The organism is Agrobacterium tumefaciens (genome assembly GCF_031801495.1).
GTDB classification, from domain to species: domain Bacteria; phylum Pseudomonadota; class Alphaproteobacteria; order Rhizobiales; family Rhizobiaceae; genus Agrobacterium; species Agrobacterium tumefaciens_K.
The window spans coordinates 760,362-780,117 of the sequence record NZ_JAOEGC010000002.1; the positions used below are offsets into that span (position 1 = coordinate 760,362).

The window sequence follows — 19,756 nt, forward strand, 5'->3', positions numbered from 1 at the left end:
TCTCACTGGCGTGAAATGCGGTTGCGCAGCTCTTCCTCATGCGCGACGATTTCGGGCGTGAGCGCCTCGCCGAAGTCTTCCATTTCTAGAAACGGGCGGATTTCGATTTCGCTGCGTTCCGGCATGGGGTTCGGGCAGCGCTTGACCCAGGCGACGGCCTCATCCAGATCCTTCACCTCCCAGATCCAGAAGCCCGCGACGATCTCGTTGGTATGCGGGAAGGGGCCGTCAACGACGGTGCGGTCGTCGCCATCGAAAACGACACGTTTGCATCTGGAGGTCGGGCGCAGTCCTTCACCCGCAAGCATGATGCCGGCATTGACAAGCTCTTCGTTGAACTTGCCCATAGCCTCCATCATTTCGGTGGAAGGCATGGCGCCGTCCTCGCTGCTTTGGGTTGCCTTCACGAATACGATCACGCGCATTGCCGTTCTCCTCCCAGATAAGGCGTCGTGCCTTTTGACGTGGTTGAAACGCTGTTCGTCCCAACAGGTTTTCCTCGCTCGATATTTTTAACCGAGATCGATGAGATCGCGGCGCAGGCGGTCGGGGTCGCCGCTGCCGATCCTAGCCTCGATTTCCCCGTGTGTCTTTTCCCATATGGGCAGGGCAGCGGAAAGAACCGCCATGCCATCTGCCGTCAGGCGGAGCCGCTTGCCACGCTTGTCCTTCGGATCCTGCTCGATGCTGATAAGGCCGCGCCGCTCGAGCGGCTTCAGCGCCGCCGTCAGCGTCGTTCGGTCCATCGCCAGCAGGTTGGCAACAGGACCCATCGGTGGCGGCTCCGGCCGGTTGAGCGACATCAGCAGAGAGAATTGCCCGTTGGTGATGCCTGCCGGTTTCAGCGCATTGTCGAAAAGCCGGGCCAGCGACCGCGCTGCACGTTGCGCATGCAGGCACAGGCATGCATCCCGCACGAAAATGGTTGCCGAAAAAGGAATCAGGGCTGCGTTTGACATGATCTGAATATGTTGATATCAACGTAAATAGTCAAGCGGAACCTGCTGCAGTCTGGATGGTTGTTGCGAGGTGCGTGTGACGATGCAGGGCGCGCCTGCGGGATCAGGCCCGCTCTTTCGCGCCGAAAGACAGATCAAGGAGGAAAGATCATGTCTCATCCCGTCGTATCGAAAGAGGAATGGTTGGCGGCGCGCCGCGATCTGCTGGTGAAGGAAAAGGAGCTGACCCGCGCACGCGACCGGCTGAACGAGGCCAGGCGCGCCTTGCCGTGGGAGCCGGTGACGAAGGACTACATTTTCGACGCGCCATCCGGCCCGAAGTCACTGGAAGAGCTGTTCGGTGATTGCAGTCAGCTGATCGTTTATCACTTCATGCTGGCTCCCGACTGGGAGGAGGGCTGCACCGGATGTTCCTTCCTCGCCGATCACATCGACGGCGCCGTCATTCACCTGAAACATGCCGATGCGACCTTCGTTGCCGTATCGCGTGCGCCGCTTGAAAAGGTCGAGGCCTACAAGAAGCGCATGGGCTGGAAGTTTCCGTGGGTTTCGGCGAGCGGCAGCGATTTCAACTACGACTATCAGGCATCCTTCCGGGATGAGGATGTGGCTGCTGGAACGATCAATTACAATTACCGGGATATTCCGGCGATGGGTGATCTCAAGGATCTGCACGGCATCAGCGTCTTCGTGAAGGGTGACGATGGCAAGATCTATCACAGCTATTCCACCTATGCCCGCGGCGCGGAGGAGGCGCTCGGTACACTGATGCTGCTGGATCTCGTGCCGAAAGGCCGTAACGAGAATGAGGTGATGGACTGGGTGCGCAGGCACGATCAGTACGAGGATGCGCCGAAAGCGGCGGCTTCCTGCTGCCATTGAACGGCATGCTTCATCAAAAAGAACCGGGAGGAGAACACGACATGGCTATGGAAAGCCCCAAACCGCAGAAGGAACACGCCTTTCTCAATCGCATTGTCGGCGACTGGGTAATGATTTCAAGCACAGGCCACGAAAACTATGATGCCAACGATCCCGATCAGGTCTTTACGGAAAAGGTCCGCTCCATCGGCGGGTTGTGGATCGTGGGGGAAGGCTCTGGAAAAATGCCTGACGGCACGCAGATGACGGCAGTCATCACGGTCGGGTTCGATCCGCTCAAGGACAGGTTCGTCGGCACCTGGGTCGGCTCGATGATGAGCAATCTTTGGGTCTATGACGGCTGGCTCGAGGCGGATGGGAAAACGCTGACGCTCGAATCCGAAGGTCCGGCCTTCGACGGTTCCGGCCGCACCGACATCTACCACGATGTTCTCGTCCTGCACGACGACAATCACCGCAGCTTTTCCGGCAGCGTGAAAAAGCCCGATGGCAGCTTCGAGACATTCATGACCTCGGAGTTCCGCCGCAAGACATGAGATGATGCGAACGCCTTTCCAGACAACCGGAGAAAAGCAATGTCCGATACGCATGGGAAATTCATCTGGGTGGAGTTGATGACGCCGGACACCCCCGCGGCTGGCCGCTTTTACAGTCACGTGATTGGCTGGGGGCTGAAGGATTACGGATCGCCCGATATGGACTACACCATCTTTGAAGCCGATGGTGTCGGCATCGGCGGCATGATGGCACTGACCGAGACTTTCGCTGCGGAAGGCATTCCGCCGAACTGGACCGCCTATGTTGCCGTGGATGATGTCGATGCGTCGGCACGGCAGTTTTCGGAAAACGGCGGTTCGGTGATGCGCCAGCCGCAGGATATTCCCGAAATCGGGCGCTTCGCCGTCGTTACCGACCCGTTCGGCGCGGTGCTGTGCATCATGACGCCCCTGCCGATGGATACCGGCGATTTTCCGAAGGATACGCAAAGCCTTCAGGGCCACGTCGGCTGGTACGAACTGTTCACCGACAACGTGGACGAGGCGACAGACTTTTACGGCGCGGTTTTCGGCTGGACCAAAGACCATGATTTCGACATGGGCGAGATGGGGCCGTATCGCATCTTCGCCCATAACGGCAAGGCTGTCGGCGGCATGATGAAACGTTTGCCGCAGGTTCCCGTCTGCCATTGGGGATATTACTTCAATGTCGACGGTATCGACGATGCGATCACCCGCGTCAGCACCGGCGGCGGCAAGGTGGTCAATGGTCCGATGGAAGTCCCCGGCGGAAGCTGGATCGTCAACTGCGTCGATCCGCAGGGCGCCTATTTTTCGCTGCTGTCGCAGAAGAAATAGTGCCGTTTCTTAGCAGGGATGATCCGTCGCGGTACGGCGGATCATCCCGTCCTTGAAAACCGCATATGGTCGATGAAGGCGCGAAGTTTCGGTGCCAGATTGCGGCGATTTGGATAGTAAAGATAGAAGCCCGCAAACGTGGGAGAGTAATCGTCCAGAATGGAAACGAGTTGTCCCGCAACGATGTAGGGGCGAAACGTCTCTTCCATTCCAAACGTGATGCCAGCATCCGCACAGGCCAGTTTGATCATCAGTTGCATATCGTTGGTGGTGAATTCCGGCTCAACGGCCACGGCAAACTCGCGACCATTTTCCGCAAATTCCCAGCGATAGGGCGCAATGCCCGGACGGGGCCGCCAGCCGATGCACCTGTGATGGATCAGATCGCGCGGGTGCGAGGGCAGGGGGAAACGTGCCGCGTAATCCGGTGAGCAGACGGCAAGCTGACGCTGATGGGACGAAACCGGTACGGCGATCATGTCCTGCTCGATGAGTTCGCCCAGCCGCACGCCCGCATCGTAATGCTCGGCAACGATATCGAACTCCTCGTCCGTGACGGTAATGTCCAGCTGCACCTGCGGATGTGCTTCGGCGAAACTCGCAAGCAGCGGCCCTGACAGGAAACGTTCGGCAATGGAAGAGACGGCAAGCCGCAACTGTCCGCGGGCCGTCCCGCTCAGCGAAGAGGTGGCCTGCGCTGCATGAACAAGGCTGGCGATGGAAGGAGACACTTCCGCATACAGTTGCTGTCCCGCTTCCGTCAGGCTGACGCTGCGCGTGGTGCGGTGCACCAGCGCGATGCCCATTGTTTCCTCGAGCTTGCGAATGGTTTGGCTGACCGCGGAGCGGGTCACGCCCAGCCGGTCGGCAGCCGCGCGGAAATTTCGCTCATCGGCGACCATGCAGAAGATCGAAAGCGCATTGAGATCGATATTCATTGGTTAGAAAATCTACCCATTGAGTTAAACATTGAGGCGGTTATCGCGACAATGCCAGCGAATTATCTTTCTTGCAACGACGCCTTCAACGGGTGAACGCGTCGAAACACGAAGGAGATCAACCATGGCAATGAACAAGGTCGTTCTTATTACCGGCGCATCCAGCGGCATTGGCGTTGGCATCGCGCGGGAACTCGCTGCGGCGGGCGCAAAGCTCGTGCTGGGCGCACGTCGCACCGACCGCCTTGAAGCGCTGGCGCAGGAGCTTCGACAAACGGGAGCGGAGGTTCTGACGTATCCGCTCGATGTGATGGACCGAAGGAGTGTTGAAGAGTTCGCCGAGGCAGGCCGCAGGGGTTTTGGCCAGATCGACGTCATCGTCAACAATGCGGGTATCATGCCGCTGTCGCTTATGTCCTCGCTGAAGGTCGATGAGTGGGACCGCATGATCGACGTTAACATCAAGGGCGTACTCTATGGCGTTGCCGCGGTGTTGCCGGAGATGACCAGCCGCAAGTCCGGCCAGATTATCAATATCGCCTCCATCGGAGCGCTTGCCGTTTCGCCAACGGCAGCGGTTTATTGCGCCACGAAATTTGCGGTGCGTGCCATTTCCGATGGATTGCGGCAGGAGAACAGGGACATCCGTGTCACCTGCATTCATCCGGGGGTGGTGGAGAGCGAACTTGCCGGCACCATCACCGATCCGGTGGCCGCCGATCTGATGAAGACCTACCGTTCGGTCGCGCTGAAACCAGATGCGATCGGCCGCGCCGTGCGCTTCGCGATCGAGCAGCCGGACGGTGTGGACGTGAACGAAATCGTCGTTCGCCCAACCGCAAACCATGGAGGTTGAGATGAATGCGATTTTCGTGAGCACGATCGCCATCGCAACGCTGATGGCAGCCACCTCCGCTGCCGCCAATCCGGAGCAGCTGGACAGGCGGCAGCGTGGCGATCAGGTTGTCCGCACGCTTAACAACGGCCGCCCGCAGCAGAATCTCGAAGGCATGCGGCAGGAATTTCCGTTCCTCGCTGAAGCGACAGAAGGTTATGCGCTGGGTGAGGTCTGGTCCCGGCCGGGACTGGACAACCGCACCCGCCAATTGGCGGCGGTCGCGGTCATGGCCGCACTTGGCGAACGGGCTCTGATGAAGGTGCACGCCGGTTACGCGCTTAATGTCGGCGCGACCGATGAAGAACTCAAGGAGATGATCTACCTCATCACCGTGCCTGCTGGATTTCCCAGGGCGATTGCGGCGTCGCAGACGCTTTCGGAACTATTCGAAGAGCGCCGTCAGAGCGCTCCACAGGGGGTAGACAAGCCATGAATATTCTTTCCACATCTGTTGTTCTGGCACTTGCGACTGCCGTGTTCGAAGCAACTCCATCCCAGAAAGCCAGCATTGTGAAAGCGAACATGACGGACGCGGCGGCTCAGAATCAAAACCATCCCTATGTCGGCATGTGGGTGACAGGCGATGGCCGTATCCGGCAGGAACTTTTGCCGAACGGGCGCTATGATGAGGCGCGCGGAACGCGCAAAAGCGCCTATCAGGGACGGTATGAGGTCGAAGGGAATCATATCGAATACTGGGACGATACGGGCTTTACCGCCGATGGCGAGTTCATCGACGATGTTCTGTACCACGGCGGCATGATCTTCTACCGCGAGAAATGAGATGGACAAACGCGTCGCCGCTCCACAGCAGGCGGCGCGTCTGTTGTTATACGGGAATGACGAGGCCGTCTTTACCCACGTAAAGCCTGCCGCTCCAGACGGACGACACGGCATCCTGCCAGTGCTGTTCATGAAAATCGGGATCGTCGGACGGGATGAGATGGTGAAGCGCCAGCGCTTTTACATCGGCGTCGCGCGCGATCCTTGCGGCATCCGCCGCAGTCGTGTGGGAACGTAGCAGATGCGTCAGCAGCCGGTCATCGCCGTTGCCGACGCGGGCGACGAGCGCTTCGATCCCCTCGCGCAACATCGCCTCATGGATCAGAAGGTCCGCACCCTTGACAAAATCTGCCAGAGGCGGAAGGTACGCCGTGTCGCCGGAAAAGACGACGCGCTTGCCATTGCCTTCAAACGCCAGTGCATAGCTGTGCTTGAGAGGCGGGTGCTCGTTGAGCATCGCATGCACCCGAAGCGAACCGCTGTCGTGGAACAGCCCTTCCTGAATAGCGCGAACGGTGACGAGATCGCGCAGGTCAGGCCGTCCCTCATCCTCGATACGCAGATCGATATCGTCCCTCATCGACGAGAAGAAGTGGGCGATATAACGCTCCAGCCCCAGCGGACCATACACGGTGACGGGCGTTTTCAGCCCCGCCGTCCATGCCGTATGCAGCAGCGGCCCAAGCTCTAGGTAATGATCGGAGTGAAGGTGCGTGATGAAGATCAGCGCCACGTCCTTGAGCGATAGCCCCTGATCAACGAGCCCCCGTGTCACGCCAAGCCCACAGTCGATGATCACGGCTTGGCCGCCAAGCGTTAGCAGGCTGGATGTGGGCATGGTGGAGCCGGGCCGGATCGCCGGTCCGCCCTTGGTGCCCAGAAGCGCGATGTAATCGCCATTCGCCGTCATGACGTCTCCATGGGGATTGGCCGACTGTTTGCCGGATTCCCCTTTTTTGATTGAAATGTGCGAACGATCAGCGCTTCAGACTACCCAGAATACCGCGCACGATGGCGCGGCCGACGGAGGTGGCCACGGACCGGGCAGCGCTTTTCATGGCCGCCTCGATCACCGTTTCCCGCTGGTAGCCGCTCGTCTTGCGTGCCGTGCCGCCATTGCGTGCTCCGGTGGTGGAGGTCTGTGTCGGCTCGTCGTCCCCGAAGCCGGGCAGGCGCCAGCGTCCGGCGGCGCTGTCGGGCTGGTCTGCGGCATTTTCTTCCGCGGCGCGTTTGGCTGCTTCCGCTTCGGCAGCTTTGCGGGCGCGTTCAGCAAGGATTTCAAAGGCGGATTCGCGGTCGAGATCCTGATCGTACTGGCCCGTGACCGGGCTTGTGGAGAGGAACGACTGGCGCTCGGCGTCGGTCAGCGGTCCGACGCGGCCGGATGGCGGGCGGACCAGCGTGCGCTCGACGATGGACGGTGCGCCCTTGTCGTGCAGCGTGGAAATCAGCGCCTCGCCGGTGCCGAGTGTGGTGATCGTGTCGGAGGTGTTGAAGGCCGGGTTCTGGCGGAACGTGTCGGCTGCGGTTCGCACTGCCTTCTGTTCGCGTGGGGTATAGGCGCGCAGCGCATGCTGCACACGGTTGCCAAGCTGCGCGAGAACGGTTTCCGGCACGTCGAGGGGGTTCTGCGTGACGAAATAGACGCCCACACCCTTGGAGCGGATGAGGCGAACCACCTGTTCCACGCGCTCGACCAGAACCTTGGGCGCATCGTTGAAGAGGAGATGCGCTTCATCGAAGAAGAACACCAGGCGCGGCTTTTCCGGATCACCCACTTCCGGCAGCTCTTCGAACAGTTCGGACAGCATCCACAACAGGAAGGTCGCGTAGAGGCGCGGGTTCATCATCAGCTTGTCGGCCGCCAGCACCGAGATCGTGCCGCGCCCGTCGGTCGAGGTGCGCATGATGTCGGAAATCTTCAGCGCCGGTTCGCCGAAGAAATGCGCGGCGCCCTGCTGTTCGAGAACGAGCAGGCCGCGCTGCAGCGAGCCGACCGAAGACTTCGAAATCAGGCCGAACTGGTTGGAAAGCTCGGAGGCGTTTTCGCCCATGTAGTTCAGGAGCGATTGCAGATCCTTGAGGTCGAGCAGCGGAAGCCCGCCCTGGTCGGCAATCTTGAAGGCGATGTTCAGCACGCCTTCCTGCGCTTCGGATGCATCCATCAGCCGCGCGAGAAGCAGCGGTCCCATCTCGGCGATGGTGGCGCGCACCCGATGACCCTTTTCGCCATAGAGATCCCAGAAGATCACCGGCGACTTGCCATAGGCGAAATCCGTAAAGCCGATCTGTTCGGCGCGCTTGGTGATCCAGTCCTTCGGCTCGCCCTGCGCGGCGATGCCCGAAAGGTCACCCTTGATGTCGGCGCAGAACACCGGCACGCCAGCCTTGGAAAAACCTTCGGCGAGAACCTGCAGCGAAACGGTCTTGCCCGTGCCGGTGGCGCCGGTGATGAGGCCGTGGCGGTTGCCGAATTTCAGTTCCAGATATTCGCCCTTGTTCAGGCTGTCGTCCGGATTGCGGCTGGTCCCGATGTAGAGCTGTCCGTCCTGCAACATTGACTGTTTTCTCCTGCGGCCGAAGATAAGCTGTTCATAGTTTGGTTGTGATGATCTTATAAGGACAGTTCGAAGGCGCAACAACTGCTTGATGGCGATGGATAAAAACCGCTTCGGAAAGTTGTTTTGAACGCGCCTCCCGCACTTGAACGGGACTGACGATTGTTTTACGTTGACGTTAACGTCATTTATTCGATGTTGACGTCGTTTTTCAACAGGAGGCAAGAATGAACGAAGTCGTGAGCCAGATCGCTGACAAGGTGGGGATCAGCCCGGAACTGGCCGAAAAAGCCCTTGGCATGATGCTTGGTTTTCTCCAGCGCGAAGCGGAAGACGGCCCGGTCGCACGCATGATCGAAGCCATTCCCGGCGCCAGCGAACTCGTGGCGCAGTTCAACGGCGAAGGTTCCGGCGGTGGCGGTCTTCTCGGTGGCCTGATGAGCGCCATCGGTGGCGGCGGCATCATGGGGCTTGGCCAGCAGCTGATGAGTCAGGGCCTCGGCATGGGCGAGATTTCCGCACTCGCCAGGGAAACCATTTCGGTCGCCCGCCAGCATGCAGGCGACGAGGTTGTCGATCAGGTCGTTGCCTCGGTTCCGGGCCTCAGCCAGTTCGTCTGACAAGACAGGTCTATTCCGTCATAGGGCGCGGCGACTGTTCGCTGAACAGTTGTCGCGCATTTTCTATTTCGGCGTGATGGGTTTCCGCCCATATCCACACACCGCAGAAGGCGCTGCCAAGCGTTCTGCCGAGATGCGTGAGGCGGTAATCCACATGTGGCGGAATAACCGGATGCACGGTGCGCTGCACGAGCCCGTCGCATTCCATCTGCCGTAGGGTCTTCGTCAGCATCTTCTGGCTGATATTGCCCACCACCTTGCCGATCTGCGTGAAACGCATCGTGCCGTGTTCCTCCAGCGCCTCGAGGATCAGCATGGTCCATTTGTCCGCCACCTTCGAAATGATATCCTGAACCAGCGCCTCGATGACGGAATCCGTCTCTTCCGGCGGCGGGTGCTGGCGTCTGTTTTCAATGACGGGATCGGCCAGATGCCTTTTCATACAGACGCTCTCCTTTTGGTAAGTATAAATCTTTTGGGTGCCTACTTTCGATTGGAGAGCATCATAGCTAGTTTTCTGTCATCCAACAAGGAAGCCACGGCGAAAGGATTTCCCGATGAAAACGACAGGCAACACCATTCTCATCACGGGCGGCGGTTCGGGCATCGGACGCGCACTTGCCGAAGCGTTTCATGCCCTCGGCAACAAGGTCATCATCTCGGGCAGACGCAAGGCAGTGCTGGACGAGGTGACGGCGGCAAATCCCGGCATGGCCTCGCTGGTGATGGATGCGACGGACGCCGAAGGCATCCGCACCTTTGCCGATGAACTGGTCAAGACCCACCCCTCGCTCAACACCGTCATCAACAATGCCGGTATCATGAAGAACGAGGACATCGCGGCTGCGCCGGGTTATCTGGACATTGCCGAAGAAACGATTGCCACCAACCTGCTGGCGCCGATCCGGCTGACCGCGGCGCTGCTGCCGCATTTCCTCAATCAGCCCCAAGCCGCGGTGCTGACGGTTTCGTCCGGCCTGGCCTTCGTGCCGATGGTGGTGACGCCGACCTACAGCGCCACCAAATCCGCCATCCATGCCTATTCGGTTGCCCTGCGCGAACAGCTGAAGGACACCCCGGTCGAGGTGATCGAGATCGTGCCGCCTTACGTGCAGACGACCTTGCAGGGCAATCATCAGGCGACCGACGAGCGCGCCATGCCGCTCGATGCCTTCATCTCGGAGGTCATGGACATCCTCACCAACCGTCCGGATGAAAAGGAAGTGGTGGTGGAACGATGCAAGCCGCTGCGTTTTGCCGTGCAGAACGGCAACTTCGACAAGGTATTCACGATGGTCAACGGCATGCACGGCTAAACGGCATGGTTCCCCGCCACCCCGGCCTTTTAGCCGGGGTCCCGCCAATCCAGGTCGGGCTATGTTGACCCGACGGGCGTCTGGTCGCCGCATTCCGGCTCAGGGCCGGAACGGCGAAGGAATTCCGCGACGAGGTTGGCTCAAGCATCCCATTCCGGCGCGAGATGGCCGGGATTGACGATGCGGCCGTCCGGTTTGGCCAGCGCGTGAATGGCCCGCATCTCTTCCAGCGTCAGGGTGAAGTCGAAAATATCGAAATTCTCCTTGAGCCGACTTGCCGTGGCGGTCTTGGAAAGCGCGATCACGTCCGATTGCTGCACGGCCCATCGCAGCGCCACCTGTGCAGCCGTCTTGCGGTGGCGGGAACCGATGTCCTTCAGAACCGGGTCGTTCGGCACCGCGCCGTTTGCCATCAGGTAATAGGCGGTGATGGACAGGCCATGCTTGCGGGCGGCGGCAATCACCTTCGTCTGGCTGAGATAGGGGTGATACTCGATCTGGTTGGTGGCAAGCGGCGCATCGGAGAGCTTCACGGCTTCCTCCGTCAGCGCCATGTTGAAGTTGGAAATGCCGATGTTACGGGCCTTTCCGGCCTTGTGTACCTCGTTCAGCGCACCGATGCGCTCCGCCAGCGGCACATCGCTTTTCGGCCAATGCAGAAGAAGAAGATCGACGTGATCCGTTTTCAGCTTGGTGAGGCTTTCGTCCACCGATTTGAGGAAATCGTCGTGGCGGTAGCGGTCCACCCACACCTTTGTCGTCACGAAAAGGTCGGCGCGCGGGATGCCGGAAGAGGCGAGAACCTCACCGACTGCGGCTTCGTTCTGATAAATCTGCGCCGTGTCGACATGGCGGAAACCGAGTTTCAGCGCTTCCGGCAGGATGCGTCTCACGTCGTCTTCCGGCATGCGGAATGTGCCGAAACCGAGTGCGGGGATATTCGCGCCGTTGGCGTTTACAACATACATCGTGTCGTCTCCATCGTCTTTCGGGATTGCCTGATCGGATTGCCCGATCGGATTGTCTGGCAGGCGGCTTCCAGGAAAGCTACCCTATTAACGGCTGCAAACGGCGTGGGTTTCAAGCGGAAGATGTCTTTCCTCGCGGTATTTTACATCAGCACGTAATCCACCGGGCGCGGATAGGCCGGAAGGTCCGTCTCACCCATGCCTTCACGCAGATTGATCTCGATGACGGTCGCAAGCGCATCGATCGGCAGGGCGTTCAGCCCTTCGCCGAAGGGTTCTTCCAGCTCGTCCGAAAGCGCGTCGAGGCCAAAGAAGGTGTAGGCGATCAGGGCGCTGGTGAAGGGGGTGGCCCAGCCGAGGAGGTCGGTGAAACCGAACGGCAGCAGAAGGCAGAACAGGTGCGCCGTTCGATGCAGAAGCAGCGAGTAACCGAAGGGAACCGGCGTGTGACGGATACGCTCGCAGGAGGCCAGCGCATTGCCCATCTGCTGTACCGTCGTGTCCAGCATCTGTAGCTGGATGTCGCTGATCTGCTGTTTTGCATTGGCGCGGAACAGGTCGGAGGAGAGGCAGCGCAGCAGCGTATCCGGCCTGTTGCGGCTTTGCGCGTAACGTTCGGCAAGGTCGGTGGGAACGAGTTTGACGATGGCGCTTTTGCTGCCGCCGGGCCGCAAGCAGCTGACCATCTCATGACAGAACGCGATCGTCACGTCGACCACCCGGCGGCGGCTGACGGGATCGGCAACATTGTCTTTCATCTCAAGCATTTCGCTCTGCCGCCCGAAGGTGCGCGCCGCCATGATGAGCACGCCCCATTGCTTGCGGGCCTCCCACCAGCGGTCGTAACAGGCGTTGGCGCGAAAGCCGAGAAAGACCGAAAGCGCAATGCCGAGCAGAGAGAACGGTGCGCCGTTCAGGGCCGGAATAACATCCGGCCGATCCTTGTGCGCCCAGACGACCAGCGCCGACAACAGGAAAACCGCAAGAACCTGCGGGAAAATCCGGCCGACGATGGAGCCGCGCATGATGAAGAACAGTTGAAGGAGACTCGGGCGGGAGCGAACGATCATGATGAAACTCGAAGGGAAAATCAGGCTATGGCCAAGGAGGCTGGCAGGCTCTTATTCGCACCGGAAAACTGACATTTGCCAGCCTTCATTTTCTCGGCCGTGCGGGACATATTGCCGCAATGCCGCCCCTTGGGAAATCCTCTGTGGCCATGTTTTTCGGGTGAGCGTGCTGCGTCCTACTTCTTCACCGCGACCACGAACAGACGCGGGAACCGCAGCAGCAGTCGTCCATCCGCCATCGGCGGATAGGCCGCCGCGACGCGGGCGGTATAGTCCGTGAGGAAAGCCGCCCGGTTTTCCTCGCCCGCCGCTGCAAGGTAGGGGCGAAGGCCGGTGCCTTTCACCCATTCCACGATGGCTTCGGCATTGGCCATCGGATGATTGTAGATCGTGTGCCACACATCGACGCGCGCGGACTTCGGCATCAGCCGGTCGAAATAGGCCGATGGCGGGGGCAGGGGCTTGCGGCGCAGGAGATTGCCCGCAAACGCGTCCTTCCATGGACCCGCAGCAGCGGTTTCCTGCATCATGACATGGGTCGGTTCGGCAAGATTGTCGGGCATCTGCACGGCCAGAACACCGCCTGGCGACAGGCTGTCCATCAGTCGTTCCAGAACGGACAGGTGATCGGGTACCCACTGGAACACGGCGTTGGCGTAAAGCAGGTCGGCCGGTTGCGCCGGTTTCCATGCGGTGAGATCCGCCTTGCCGAACTGTGTCGTCGGCAAGCGATCGGCGGCTTTGGCCAGCATGTCGTCGTCGCTGTCGATGCCGGTTATGACGTTCACGCCGAAGCGGTCCGTCAGAAGCTCCGTCGAATTGCCCGGCCCGCAGCCAAGATCGTAACCGTTCATGACGCGCTCGAGCGGCACCTGTGCCAGAAGATCACGCGCCGCACGCGTCCTTTCATCCTCGAATTTCAGATATTGCTGCGCGGACCAGGCCATGGCGTCCTCCTGCTGAAAACCGATGAGGTCGGAACATGGCACGCGCCACACATCGTCACCACCGGATTATCCATGAATTCTTGTGATGAATATATTCATCAACTGATTGTTCCGGCTTGGAAAATATCGTCACCACAGCTCGCTGGGGTAATTTTCCATCAAAATCGTAGACCGTGGAAATAAAAACTTGACCTTGAAGGGCGACAGGCATTCACTCCGGCCACTTTCAAGACAGGAGACAGTTATGACCGTCGATACCGCACCCCGATCAACCACCTGGACCTATGTTGACGGTCAATGGCTGCCGGGCAATCCGCCCCTCATCGGCCCGACCTCACATGCCATGTGGCTGGCCTCGACGGTGTTCGACGGTGCGCGCTGGTTCGAGGGTGTAGCGCCCGATCTTGACCTGCATTGCCAGCGCGTCAACCGCTCCGCGACCAACATGGGCATGAAGCCGACGATGACGGCGGAAGAAATCGAGGCTCTGGCGCTGGAAGGCGTCAAGAAGTTCGACGGCAAGACCGCCATCTACATCAAGCCGATGTACTGGGCGGAACATGGCGCGCCCGGCAGCGTCGTCGCGCCAGATGCGGCTTCAACGCGTTTTGCGCTTTGCCTGTTCGAAGCGCCGATGGATGCGGGCAAGCCGCTGACGTTGACGGTTTCGCCGCTGCGCCGCCCGTCGCCGGAAACCGCCATGACCGATGCCAAGGCGGGCAGCCTTTATCCCAACAGCGGCCGCGCCATTCTCGAAGCCCGTTCGCGCGGCTTCGATAACGCACTGATGCGCGACATGAACGGCAATGTTGCCGAAACAGCCGCCTCCAACATTTTCATGGTCAAGGACGGCGTGGTCATGACGCCGGTGCCGAACCGCACCTTCCTCGCTGGCATCACCCGTTCGCGTGTCATCGGCCTGCTGCGTCAGGCGGGTTTCGATGTTCGTGAAGCAACTCTTTCAGTGGAAGATTTCCGCGACGCCGATGAAATCTTCTGCTCCGGCAACTATTCGAAGGTTTCGCCGGTCACCAAGCTCGATGACCGCGAGTTCCAGGAAGGTCCCGTGGCCCGCAAGGCGCTCGATCTCTACATGGATTGGGCGCGTCTCGGCAGCGACGTCTGAGCCGACCTGAACTCAATCCTTGAAACCGCGGAAAGCTGAAGCTTCTCCGCGGTTTTTTTATGCGCCATCCGACATTGCGAAATGGTTTCTCGATGTTGCAGAAAAGCGTTCGAGCATAGGAAAAAGGAACGATTTTAATCCAATCTTAGAAATCCCCGGTCAGAAATATATGTCGATGCCTGCAGGCCATAGGGGCTTTTGAAATGTTGTTCAGCATACGTAATATTCTCATCGGGTTTTTTCTTCTCGTCAGTGTCGCTTTGGCCGGATTTGTCGGCAATGCGATGTGGGCATCCGTCAACAAGGCGCGCGCATTTACCCAGGTCGCGCAGCTCGTCTCGCTCGACAAACTTCTTTTTAACACGTTGTTGAATTTCCGCAGCGAACGCGGCGACAGCGCCACCGCGCTGACGGTCGATCCATCGAAGGCGGCGGGTTCGATTGCCAGCGTTCAGGGGTCGAGAAAGAAGGTCGATGAGGCCATGACTGCGTTTCTGGAGCAGTCGGCGTCCCTCGATCAGGCAAAGCTTCAGGCACCTCTCGGCAAGGTGAAGGATATCTACAGGCAGTTCGTTGATCTGCGTAAAAAAGTGGATGCCAACCTTGCGCTACCGCTGGATCGCCGTGAGGCGGGCTTCGACAAGACGGTCATGGCAATGGGGGGCGACTTCCTCACCTCGCTCGAAGCCGGCTCCGTCGCGTTGGAGGGAGAGATCCGTTCGCTGGACCAGACTCTCACTGGCCTGATCCAGTTGCGTTCCTATGCCTGGGCCGCCCGCGCGATGGGTGGCAGCGCCACGGTTGTCCTGAATGGCGCCGTCGCACAGCAGCGCGCCTTGACGCCGCAGGAAAACCAGCAGCTCGGCGCTTCCGATGCCGGTGCGGCATTTGCATGGAAGGCTGCCGGAGAGCTCGTGGCACATGAATCCGCGCCGCAAGAGTTGAAGGATCTCTATGCCTCGGCAGACAGCGCCTATTTCAAGGGCGATTTCGCCGCGCAGCGCACCAAACTCATCGATGACCTGATGAACGGCCGCACGCCTGCCTTCACCATGGACACATGGCGCACGACGGTGACCAACAATCTGGGCGCGATTGCCAAGATTGCTTCGACGGCGATGGATATCCTCGATGCCAACGCCGCCAAGGCAAAGCAGGGCGCGATCTTCGACGCAGGGCTCTATCTCGCCGTCTTTGCACTCGTTGTCGCAATCTGCGCTGCCTCTATGGCGGTCATCATCGGTCGCGTCACTGGCCCGATCGCCCGTATGACGAAATCGATGATGGAATTGTCGAATGGTAATCTTTCCATCGACGTCCCTGGCGCAAAGCGCAGCGATGAAATCGGCGAGATGGCCCGTGCGGTCGAAATCTTCCGTGAAGCCGCCATTCGCAACAAGCAGCTCGAATCGGAAGCGGAAGCAAACCGCGAAAAGGCAGAGCGGGACCGCATCGAATTGCAGCGGCGTGCCGAAGCAGAGGCGGAAGAGCGTCTCAATCAGGCAACTGGTTCTCTGGCCAGTGGCCTTCGCAAGCTCGCGTCCGGCGACATGACATGTGAAATCGCCACGCCCTTCGCACCGCAGTTCGAAGACCTTCGCCACGATTTCAACAGCTCCGTCCACCAGCTTCGCGAGACGCTGGCGAGCGTCGGCCAGTCCGTCCAAACGGTCAATGGCGGCGCACATGAGGTGTCGTCGGCCTCCGACGACCTGTCCCGCCGCACCGAACAGCAGGCTGCGTCGCTGGAAGAGACAGCCGCAGCGCTCGAGCAGATCACTGCCAACGTATCGGCGACCTCCAGGCGTGCCTCCGAGGCGCGTGACACGGTGCGCGATGCCCGCTCGAAGGCTGACGTATCTGGCAAGGTGGTGCGTGATGCCGTCGCCGCCATGGAGCGCATCGAGCACTCGTCGCGCCAGATCGGTCAGATCATCGGTGTTATTGACGAGATCGCATTCCAGACCAACCTGCTCGCACTGAATGCAGGCGTCGAGGCGGCCCGTGCTGGTGAGGCCGGTAAGGGTTTTGCCGTCGTGGCTCAGGAAGTACGTGAACTTGCGCAGCGTTCGGCGAGCGCAGCGAAGGAAATCACCCAGCTCGTCAATACCTCTGCCGTTGCAGTGGGCGAAGGCGTGAAGCTGGTGGCAGACACCGGCGCCGGACTGGGTGAGATTGAACAGCTCGTCTTGTCGGTCAACGCGCATATGGAGGCGATCGCCACAGCCGCGCAGGAACAGTCTGCCGGTCTTTCCGAGGTCAACACCGCAGTCAACCACATGGACCAGGCCACGCAGCAGAACGCTGCGATGGTCGAGGAAATGAACGCCGCCGGGGCCGGACTTGCGCAGGAGTGCGTCAACCTCCAGACGCTGTTGTCCCAGTTCCAGCTCGGTCATCAGGTGTCGGCGCTTCATGGAGCCGCACGTCAGATGCAGAAGGCGGCAAGCCCGGCGAGAGCCGCAGCACCGCCAAGGCAGGTGGCCTCCGCACTGAGGGCTGCTGCAACCGCATCTTATGGCAATACGGCGCTGGCCGTGAAAGGTGACAACTGGACGGAGTTCTGAGTTAAGCTCTTTCGTCGATACGAAGCCCGCGCCGAAAGCGCGGGCTTTATTGTTTGGACGATCTGGAAAGTGCGGCAGCCAGTGCGCGCAATGGCGCTGTCATATGCTTGTCGCGGCGAAGCGCCAGCGCGATCCGGCGTTCGAGCGGTGGCGTCAATGATCGCCACGCCAGTCCGGACGTACCGTCTTTCTGCTCCACCGCCATGCGCGGCACGATGGCAATGCCAAGCCCGGCCTCGGTCATCTTCTTGATGGCTTCGACGCTGCCAAGCTGCATGGCGGGCTGCACCGTGTGTCCTCCCGCCGTGAACCACTGATCCGTCAGCTTGCCGGTATTGCCACCTTCGTAAAGCAGAAGGGGTTGTGTCGAAAGAAACGCGGCGCTCATCGCCTGATCGTCCGAAACGCTGCCGGCGGGAAATGCCGCCACCATCTCATCCAGATAAATCTCGCGGATATCGAGGCTGCGACCGCTGGCGGGCAGCGACACAACCGCCGCATCGACGGTGTTGGCTTCCAGCAGTCGCAGAATGTCCGGTGTGTTGCCGGTCTGTACCTCGATATCGAGGCCGGGCATGGTCTTTCTGATTTTCCCGAGCACGGGCGGCAGAAGATAGATGCAGGCCGTTGCCCCGGTGCCAATGCGCAGACGTCCGCTGGCACCGTTGCGGTGTGGAACGACGGTATCGAGCGCATGGGCCACTTCCTCGGCGATCCGCCTTGCATGAACGAGAAAATCACGACCCGCCGCCGTCGGCTGCGCCCTTCGTCCCACCCTCTCGATCAGCCGCACGCCAAGCTGCTTTTCCAGTAGCCGGATGTGCAGGCTGATAGCGGGCTGTGTCAAACCCGCCTTGTCGGCGGCTGCTGAAAAGCTGCCGAAATCGGCAACATCCATGAAACTGCGAACCTGCCGGAGATCGACATCCATAATAAAAGAAAACCTTATCGTTTGTATAAGGTCTATAATCTTTAATTTGCTTCAGCCGCAATGCACAATGGTTGCGTGAATGATTGCAGGACGTTTTGAATGACCCTCCCGAAAGCCTCGAACCTCACCATCCGCCCCTGTGACGAGGCGGATATTCCCACGATCACGACGATCTATCGCGATGCGGTGCTGAACGGCAGCGCCAGCTTCGAGATCGACCCGCCTTCGGTGGAAGACATGCTGGCGCGGCGCGCCGCACTCATGTCGGGCGGTTTTCCCTATCTTGTGGCCGAGCTTGACGGGCAGGTTGCGGGTTATGCCTACGCAGGCGCTTACCGCGCCCGTCCGGCCTATGGCGCTACCGTAGAGGATTCGGTCTATGTCGATCCGGCCATGAAGGGCCATGGCATCGGGCGAAAGCTGCTGGATGCACTGATCGATGAGGCAACAGCGCGCGGCTTCCGGCAGATGATCGCCGTCATCGGCGATTCGGCGAACACCGCCTCCATCGGCGTCCATCGCGCCGCCGGTTTCGAGCATGTCGGCACCTTCCGCGCCATCGGCTGGAAGCATGGACAATGGCTGGATACGGTGCTGATGCAACGGCCACTCGGCGAAGCGGATACCACGCCCCGCTTCTGAGGGGTCACGGTTTCGTCGAGCCGGGAATGTCGATTTTCACCGTATCGCCCGCAAGCTCGCTGCCAAGTTCGGCGACTTTTGTCTTCTTGTCGTAGACGCAGATGTGGCTGACCGTGACATCTGTACCCTTTGCCTTGCCGGTGAGGATCGCGAGGCCGAAATTCTCGCTGCCGATCGGATCGACAACGGCCTTGGCGTCGTCGATCGTGCCTTCGCTTACTGCGAGGCACTTCGCCTGCACATCCGCGACAAACTCCTGCCACGCCTCGTCGGAGGAGGCGGAGACCGCGCCGGCAGCAAGGAGGAACAGGGCAGTGGCGATGGCGCTGGTTTTCATCTCTGGATTCCTTTTTTTAAACTCGCGGCTGGCAACGGAACTAAAGAGCGAAAAACGGTACGCCCGGCATGTGAAACAAATGTGGTCATGGGTGTGGCGAGAGGAATTTTCTCTTTTGCTGGAACATTTTGATAATTCACAGGTTGCCCAAAAAGGCAGACCCTCCTATGGTCCGCGCACACGGTTTCAAGGAGCGGTCACGCCGCTGCAACAAGGAGTAAAACCATGGCCTTTGAACTTCCCGAACTGCCTTACGATTACGATGCGCTGGCGCCTTACATGTCGCGCGAAACGCTCGAGTTTCACCACGACAAGCACCACAAGGCATATGTCGACAACGGCAACAAGCTGGCCGCTGAAGCCGGTCTGGCCGATCTGTCGCTGGAAGAGGTCGTGAAGAAGTCCTTCGGCACCAATGCCGGCCTGTTCAACAACGCTGCCCAGCACTATAACCACGTTCATTTCTGGAAGTGGATGAAGAAGAACGGCGGCGGCAACAAGCTGCCCGGCAAGCTGGAAGCCGCTATCGCTTCCGATCTCGGCGGCTACGACAAGTTCAAGGCTGATTTCATCGCCGCTGGCACGACGCAGTTCGGCTCCGGCTGGGCATGGCTCTCCGTCAAGAACGGCAAGCTCGAAATCTCCAAGACCCCGAACGGCGAAAACCCGCTGGTTCACGGTGCAGAGCCGATCCTCGGCGTCGATGTGTGGGAACACTCCTACTACATCGACTACCGCAACCTGCGTCCGAAGTACCTGGAAGCGTTCGTCGACAGCCTCATCAACTGGGACTACGTTCTGGAGCGCTACGAAGCCGCTACCAAGTAAGCTTCTGACCTTCCGTTTTTTCGAGCACCCG

The 19,756-nt window shown here is 59.8% G+C and carries 23 protein-coding genes; 12 read left to right on the forward strand and 11 right to left on the reverse strand.

Annotated features, from left to right (window positions below; all coding sequences use genetic code 11):
* Positions 1-2: 2 nt before the first annotated feature.
* Positions 3-425, reverse strand: a complete 423-nt coding sequence (locus N7578_RS13085) for a YciI family protein (RefSeq protein ID WP_311110745.1) — start codon at positions 423-425, stop codon at positions 3-5.
* Between the two features lie 87 nt (positions 426-512).
* Complete coding sequence (locus N7578_RS13090) at positions 513-959, reverse strand: MarR family transcriptional regulator (RefSeq protein ID WP_311110746.1); 447 nt, start codon at positions 957-959, stop codon at positions 513-515.
* Between the two features lie 150 nt (positions 960-1,109).
* On the opposite strand from N7578_RS13090, the gene N7578_RS13095 reads away from it, so the two are divergent.
* The 3 genes from N7578_RS13095 to N7578_RS13105 are packed head-to-tail and all read left to right on the forward strand — an operon-like array spanning position 1,110 to position 3,196.
* The gene (locus N7578_RS13095) at positions 1,110-1,841 is read left to right on the forward strand and encodes a thioredoxin family protein (RefSeq protein ID WP_311110747.1); all 732 of its coding nucleotides are present in this window, start codon (positions 1,110-1,112) and stop codon (positions 1,839-1,841) included.
* A 41-nt stretch (positions 1,842-1,882) separates the two neighbouring features.
* Complete coding sequence (locus tag N7578_RS13100; RefSeq protein ID WP_311110748.1) at positions 1,883-2,377, forward strand: DUF1579 domain-containing protein; 495 nt, start codon at positions 1,883-1,885, stop codon at positions 2,375-2,377.
* A gap of 39 nt (positions 2,378-2,416) precedes the next feature.
* Positions 2,417-3,196: a VOC family protein gene (locus N7578_RS13105; protein ID WP_311110749.1), complete on the forward strand. Its 780-nt coding sequence runs from the start codon at positions 2,417-2,419 to the stop codon at positions 3,194-3,196.
* 41 nt (positions 3,197-3,237) lie between these two features.
* Here the strand turns inward: N7578_RS13105 and N7578_RS13110 are convergent, their stop codons facing one another.
* Positions 3,238-4,134 (reverse strand): LysR family transcriptional regulator, encoded by an 897-nt coding sequence (locus N7578_RS13110; RefSeq protein WP_311110750.1) that lies wholly within the window; start codon positions 4,132-4,134, stop codon positions 3,238-3,240.
* 124 nt (positions 4,135-4,258) lie between these two features.
* Between N7578_RS13110 and N7578_RS13115 the strand changes: the two genes are divergently transcribed.
* The 3 genes from N7578_RS13115 to N7578_RS13125 are packed head-to-tail and all read left to right on the forward strand — an operon-like array spanning position 4,259 to position 5,815.
* On the forward strand, positions 4,259-4,990 hold the full coding sequence (locus tag N7578_RS13115) for an SDR family oxidoreductase (protein ID WP_311110751.1): 732 nt from the start codon (positions 4,259-4,261) through the stop codon (positions 4,988-4,990).
* 1 nt (position 4,991) lies between these two features.
* The gene (locus tag N7578_RS13120; RefSeq protein ID WP_311110752.1) at positions 4,992-5,465 is read left to right on the forward strand and encodes a carboxymuconolactone decarboxylase family protein; all 474 of its coding nucleotides are present in this window, start codon (positions 4,992-4,994) and stop codon (positions 5,463-5,465) included.
* The gene (locus N7578_RS13125) at positions 5,462-5,815 is read left to right on the forward strand and encodes an Atu4866 domain-containing protein (protein ID WP_311110753.1); all 354 of its coding nucleotides are present in this window, start codon (positions 5,462-5,464) and stop codon (positions 5,813-5,815) included. Before N7578_RS13120 ends, N7578_RS13125 begins: the two co-directional genes overlap by 4 nt.
* A 46-nt stretch (positions 5,816-5,861) precedes the next feature.
* Here N7578_RS13125 and N7578_RS13130 read toward each other — a convergent pair whose 3' ends face one another.
* Positions 5,862-6,725 (reverse strand): MBL fold metallo-hydrolase, encoded by an 864-nt coding sequence (locus N7578_RS13130; RefSeq protein WP_311110754.1) that lies wholly within the window; start codon positions 6,723-6,725, stop codon positions 5,862-5,864.
* Between the two features lie 67 nt (positions 6,726-6,792).
* Positions 6,793-8,373, reverse strand: a complete 1,581-nt coding sequence (locus N7578_RS13135) for a DUF853 domain-containing protein (RefSeq protein WP_311110755.1) — start codon at positions 8,371-8,373, stop codon at positions 6,793-6,795.
* Positions 8,374-8,600: 227 nt separating this feature from the next.
* Between N7578_RS13135 and N7578_RS13140 the strand changes: the two genes are divergently transcribed.
* Positions 8,601-8,993, forward strand: a complete 393-nt coding sequence (locus N7578_RS13140) for a hypothetical protein (protein WP_311110756.1) — start codon at positions 8,601-8,603, stop codon at positions 8,991-8,993.
* Between the two features lie 10 nt (positions 8,994-9,003).
* On the opposite strand, the gene N7578_RS13145 is transcribed toward N7578_RS13140, so the two are convergent.
* Positions 9,004-9,435: a helix-turn-helix domain-containing protein gene (locus tag N7578_RS13145; protein WP_311110757.1), complete on the reverse strand. Its 432-nt coding sequence runs from the start codon at positions 9,433-9,435 to the stop codon at positions 9,004-9,006.
* A 115-nt stretch (positions 9,436-9,550) separates the two neighbouring features.
* Here N7578_RS13145 and N7578_RS13150 point away from each other — a divergent pair, with 115 nt between their 5' ends.
* The gene (locus tag N7578_RS13150) at positions 9,551-10,309 is read left to right on the forward strand and encodes an SDR family oxidoreductase (RefSeq protein WP_311110758.1); all 759 of its coding nucleotides are present in this window, start codon (positions 9,551-9,553) and stop codon (positions 10,307-10,309) included.
* Between the two features lie 140 nt (positions 10,310-10,449).
* Here the strand turns inward: N7578_RS13150 and N7578_RS13155 are convergent, their stop codons facing one another.
* The 3 genes from N7578_RS13155 to tam all read right to left on the reverse strand — a co-directional run bounded on the left by N7578_RS13155 (position 10,450) and on the right by tam (position 13,294).
* The gene (locus tag N7578_RS13155) at positions 10,450-11,277 is read right to left on the reverse strand and encodes an aldo/keto reductase (RefSeq protein ID WP_311110759.1); all 828 of its coding nucleotides are present in this window, start codon (positions 11,275-11,277) and stop codon (positions 10,450-10,452) included.
* Positions 11,278-11,420: 143 nt separating this feature from the next.
* Positions 11,421-12,347 (reverse strand): bestrophin family protein, encoded by a 927-nt coding sequence (locus tag N7578_RS13160; RefSeq protein WP_311110760.1) that lies wholly within the window; start codon positions 12,345-12,347, stop codon positions 11,421-11,423.
* Between the two features lie 176 nt (positions 12,348-12,523).
* Entirely contained in the window at positions 12,524-13,294 is a 771-nt protein-coding gene (tam, locus tag N7578_RS13165; protein ID WP_311110761.1) for a trans-aconitate 2-methyltransferase, read from the reverse strand.
* Positions 13,295-13,538: 244 nt separating this feature from the next.
* Between tam and N7578_RS13170 the strand changes: the two genes are divergently transcribed.
* Both N7578_RS13170 and N7578_RS13175 read left to right on the forward strand, forming a co-directional pair.
* Entirely contained in the window at positions 13,539-14,420 is an 882-nt protein-coding gene (locus N7578_RS13170) for a branched-chain amino acid aminotransferase (protein ID WP_311110762.1), read from the forward strand.
* Between the two features lie 203 nt (positions 14,421-14,623).
* On the forward strand, positions 14,624-16,987 hold the full coding sequence (locus N7578_RS13175) for a methyl-accepting chemotaxis protein (RefSeq protein ID WP_311110763.1): 2,364 nt from the start codon (positions 14,624-14,626) through the stop codon (positions 16,985-16,987).
* Between the two features lie 46 nt (positions 16,988-17,033).
* Here the strand turns inward: N7578_RS13175 and N7578_RS13180 are convergent, their stop codons facing one another.
* On the reverse strand, positions 17,034-17,921 hold the full coding sequence (locus tag N7578_RS13180; RefSeq protein ID WP_311112501.1) for a LysR family transcriptional regulator: 888 nt from the start codon (positions 17,919-17,921) through the stop codon (positions 17,034-17,036).
* A gap of 96 nt (positions 17,922-18,017) precedes the next feature.
* Here N7578_RS13180 and N7578_RS13185 point away from each other — a divergent pair, with 96 nt between their 5' ends.
* Entirely contained in the window at positions 18,018-18,560 is a 543-nt protein-coding gene (locus N7578_RS13185; RefSeq protein WP_311110764.1) for an N-acetyltransferase family protein, read from the forward strand.
* Positions 18,561-18,564: 4 nt separating this feature from the next.
* Here N7578_RS13185 and N7578_RS13190 read toward each other — a convergent pair whose 3' ends face one another.
* Positions 18,565-18,897 (reverse strand): hypothetical protein, encoded by a 333-nt coding sequence (locus N7578_RS13190; protein ID WP_311110765.1) that lies wholly within the window; start codon positions 18,895-18,897, stop codon positions 18,565-18,567.
* A gap of 225 nt (positions 18,898-19,122) precedes the next feature.
* On the opposite strand from N7578_RS13190, the gene N7578_RS13195 reads away from it, so the two are divergent.
* Positions 19,123-19,725 carry a superoxide dismutase gene (locus N7578_RS13195; protein ID WP_311110766.1) on the forward strand — a complete coding sequence of 201 codons (603 nt, stop codon included), beginning with the start codon at positions 19,123-19,125 and terminating at the stop codon, positions 19,723-19,725.
* The last annotated feature ends 31 nt before the right edge of the window (positions 19,726-19,756 follow it).

What these genes read in the sequence shown, in the direction of transcription:
- N7578_RS13135 (WP_311110755.1), bottom strand. Translation starts at nt 8,373, where the DNA reads ATGTTGCAGGACGGACAGCTCTACATCGGGACCAGCCGCAATCCGGAC.
- N7578_RS13190 (WP_311110765.1), bottom strand. Translation starts at nt 18,897, where the DNA reads ATGAAAACCAGCGCCATCGCCACTGCCCTGTTCCTCCTTGCTGCCGGC.
- N7578_RS13120 (WP_311110752.1), top strand. Translation starts at nt 4,992, where the DNA reads ATGAATGCGATTTTCGTGAGCACGATCGCCATCGCAACGCTGATGGCA.
- N7578_RS13095 (WP_311110747.1), top strand. Translation starts at nt 1,110, where the DNA reads ATGTCTCATCCCGTCGTATCGAAAGAGGAATGGTTGGCGGCGCGCCGC.
- N7578_RS13090 (WP_311110746.1), bottom strand. Translation starts at nt 959, where the DNA reads ATGTCAAACGCAGCCCTGATTCCTTTTTCGGCAACCATTTTCGTGCGG.
- N7578_RS13185 (WP_311110764.1), top strand. Translation starts at nt 18,018, where the DNA reads ATGACCCTCCCGAAAGCCTCGAACCTCACCATCCGCCCCTGTGACGAG.
- tam (WP_311110761.1), bottom strand. Translation starts at nt 13,294, where the DNA reads ATGGCCTGGTCCGCGCAGCAATATCTGAAATTCGAGGATGAAAGGACG.
- N7578_RS13155 (WP_311110759.1), bottom strand. Translation starts at nt 11,277, where the DNA reads ATGTATGTTGTAAACGCCAACGGCGCGAATATCCCCGCACTCGGTTTC.
- N7578_RS13105 (WP_311110749.1), top strand. Translation starts at nt 2,417, where the DNA reads ATGTCCGATACGCATGGGAAATTCATCTGGGTGGAGTTGATGACGCCG.
- N7578_RS13170 (WP_311110762.1), top strand. Translation starts at nt 13,539, where the DNA reads ATGACCGTCGATACCGCACCCCGATCAACCACCTGGACCTATGTTGAC.
- N7578_RS13100 (WP_311110748.1), top strand. Translation starts at nt 1,883, where the DNA reads ATGGCTATGGAAAGCCCCAAACCGCAGAAGGAACACGCCTTTCTCAAT.
- N7578_RS13140 (WP_311110756.1), top strand. Translation starts at nt 8,601, where the DNA reads ATGAACGAAGTCGTGAGCCAGATCGCTGACAAGGTGGGGATCAGCCCG.
- N7578_RS13125 (WP_311110753.1), top strand. Translation starts at nt 5,462, where the DNA reads ATGAATATTCTTTCCACATCTGTTGTTCTGGCACTTGCGACTGCCGTG.
- N7578_RS13110 (WP_311110750.1), bottom strand. Translation starts at nt 4,134, where the DNA reads ATGAATATCGATCTCAATGCGCTTTCGATCTTCTGCATGGTCGCCGAT.
- N7578_RS13160 (WP_311110760.1), bottom strand. Translation starts at nt 12,347, where the DNA reads ATGATCGTTCGCTCCCGCCCGAGTCTCCTTCAACTGTTCTTCATCATG.
- N7578_RS13085 (WP_311110745.1), bottom strand. Translation starts at nt 425, where the DNA reads ATGCGCGTGATCGTATTCGTGAAGGCAACCCAAAGCAGCGAGGACGGC.
- N7578_RS13195 (WP_311110766.1), top strand. Translation starts at nt 19,123, where the DNA reads ATGGCCTTTGAACTTCCCGAACTGCCTTACGATTACGATGCGCTGGCG.
- N7578_RS13115 (WP_311110751.1), top strand. Translation starts at nt 4,259, where the DNA reads ATGGCAATGAACAAGGTCGTTCTTATTACCGGCGCATCCAGCGGCATT.
- N7578_RS13175 (WP_311110763.1), top strand. Translation starts at nt 14,624, where the DNA reads ATGTTGTTCAGCATACGTAATATTCTCATCGGGTTTTTTCTTCTCGTC.
- N7578_RS13145 (WP_311110757.1), bottom strand. Translation starts at nt 9,435, where the DNA reads ATGAAAAGGCATCTGGCCGATCCCGTCATTGAAAACAGACGCCAGCAC.
- N7578_RS13150 (WP_311110758.1), top strand. Translation starts at nt 9,551, where the DNA reads ATGAAAACGACAGGCAACACCATTCTCATCACGGGCGGCGGTTCGGGC.
- N7578_RS13130 (WP_311110754.1), bottom strand. Translation starts at nt 6,725, where the DNA reads ATGACGGCGAATGGCGATTACATCGCGCTTCTGGGCACCAAGGGCGGA.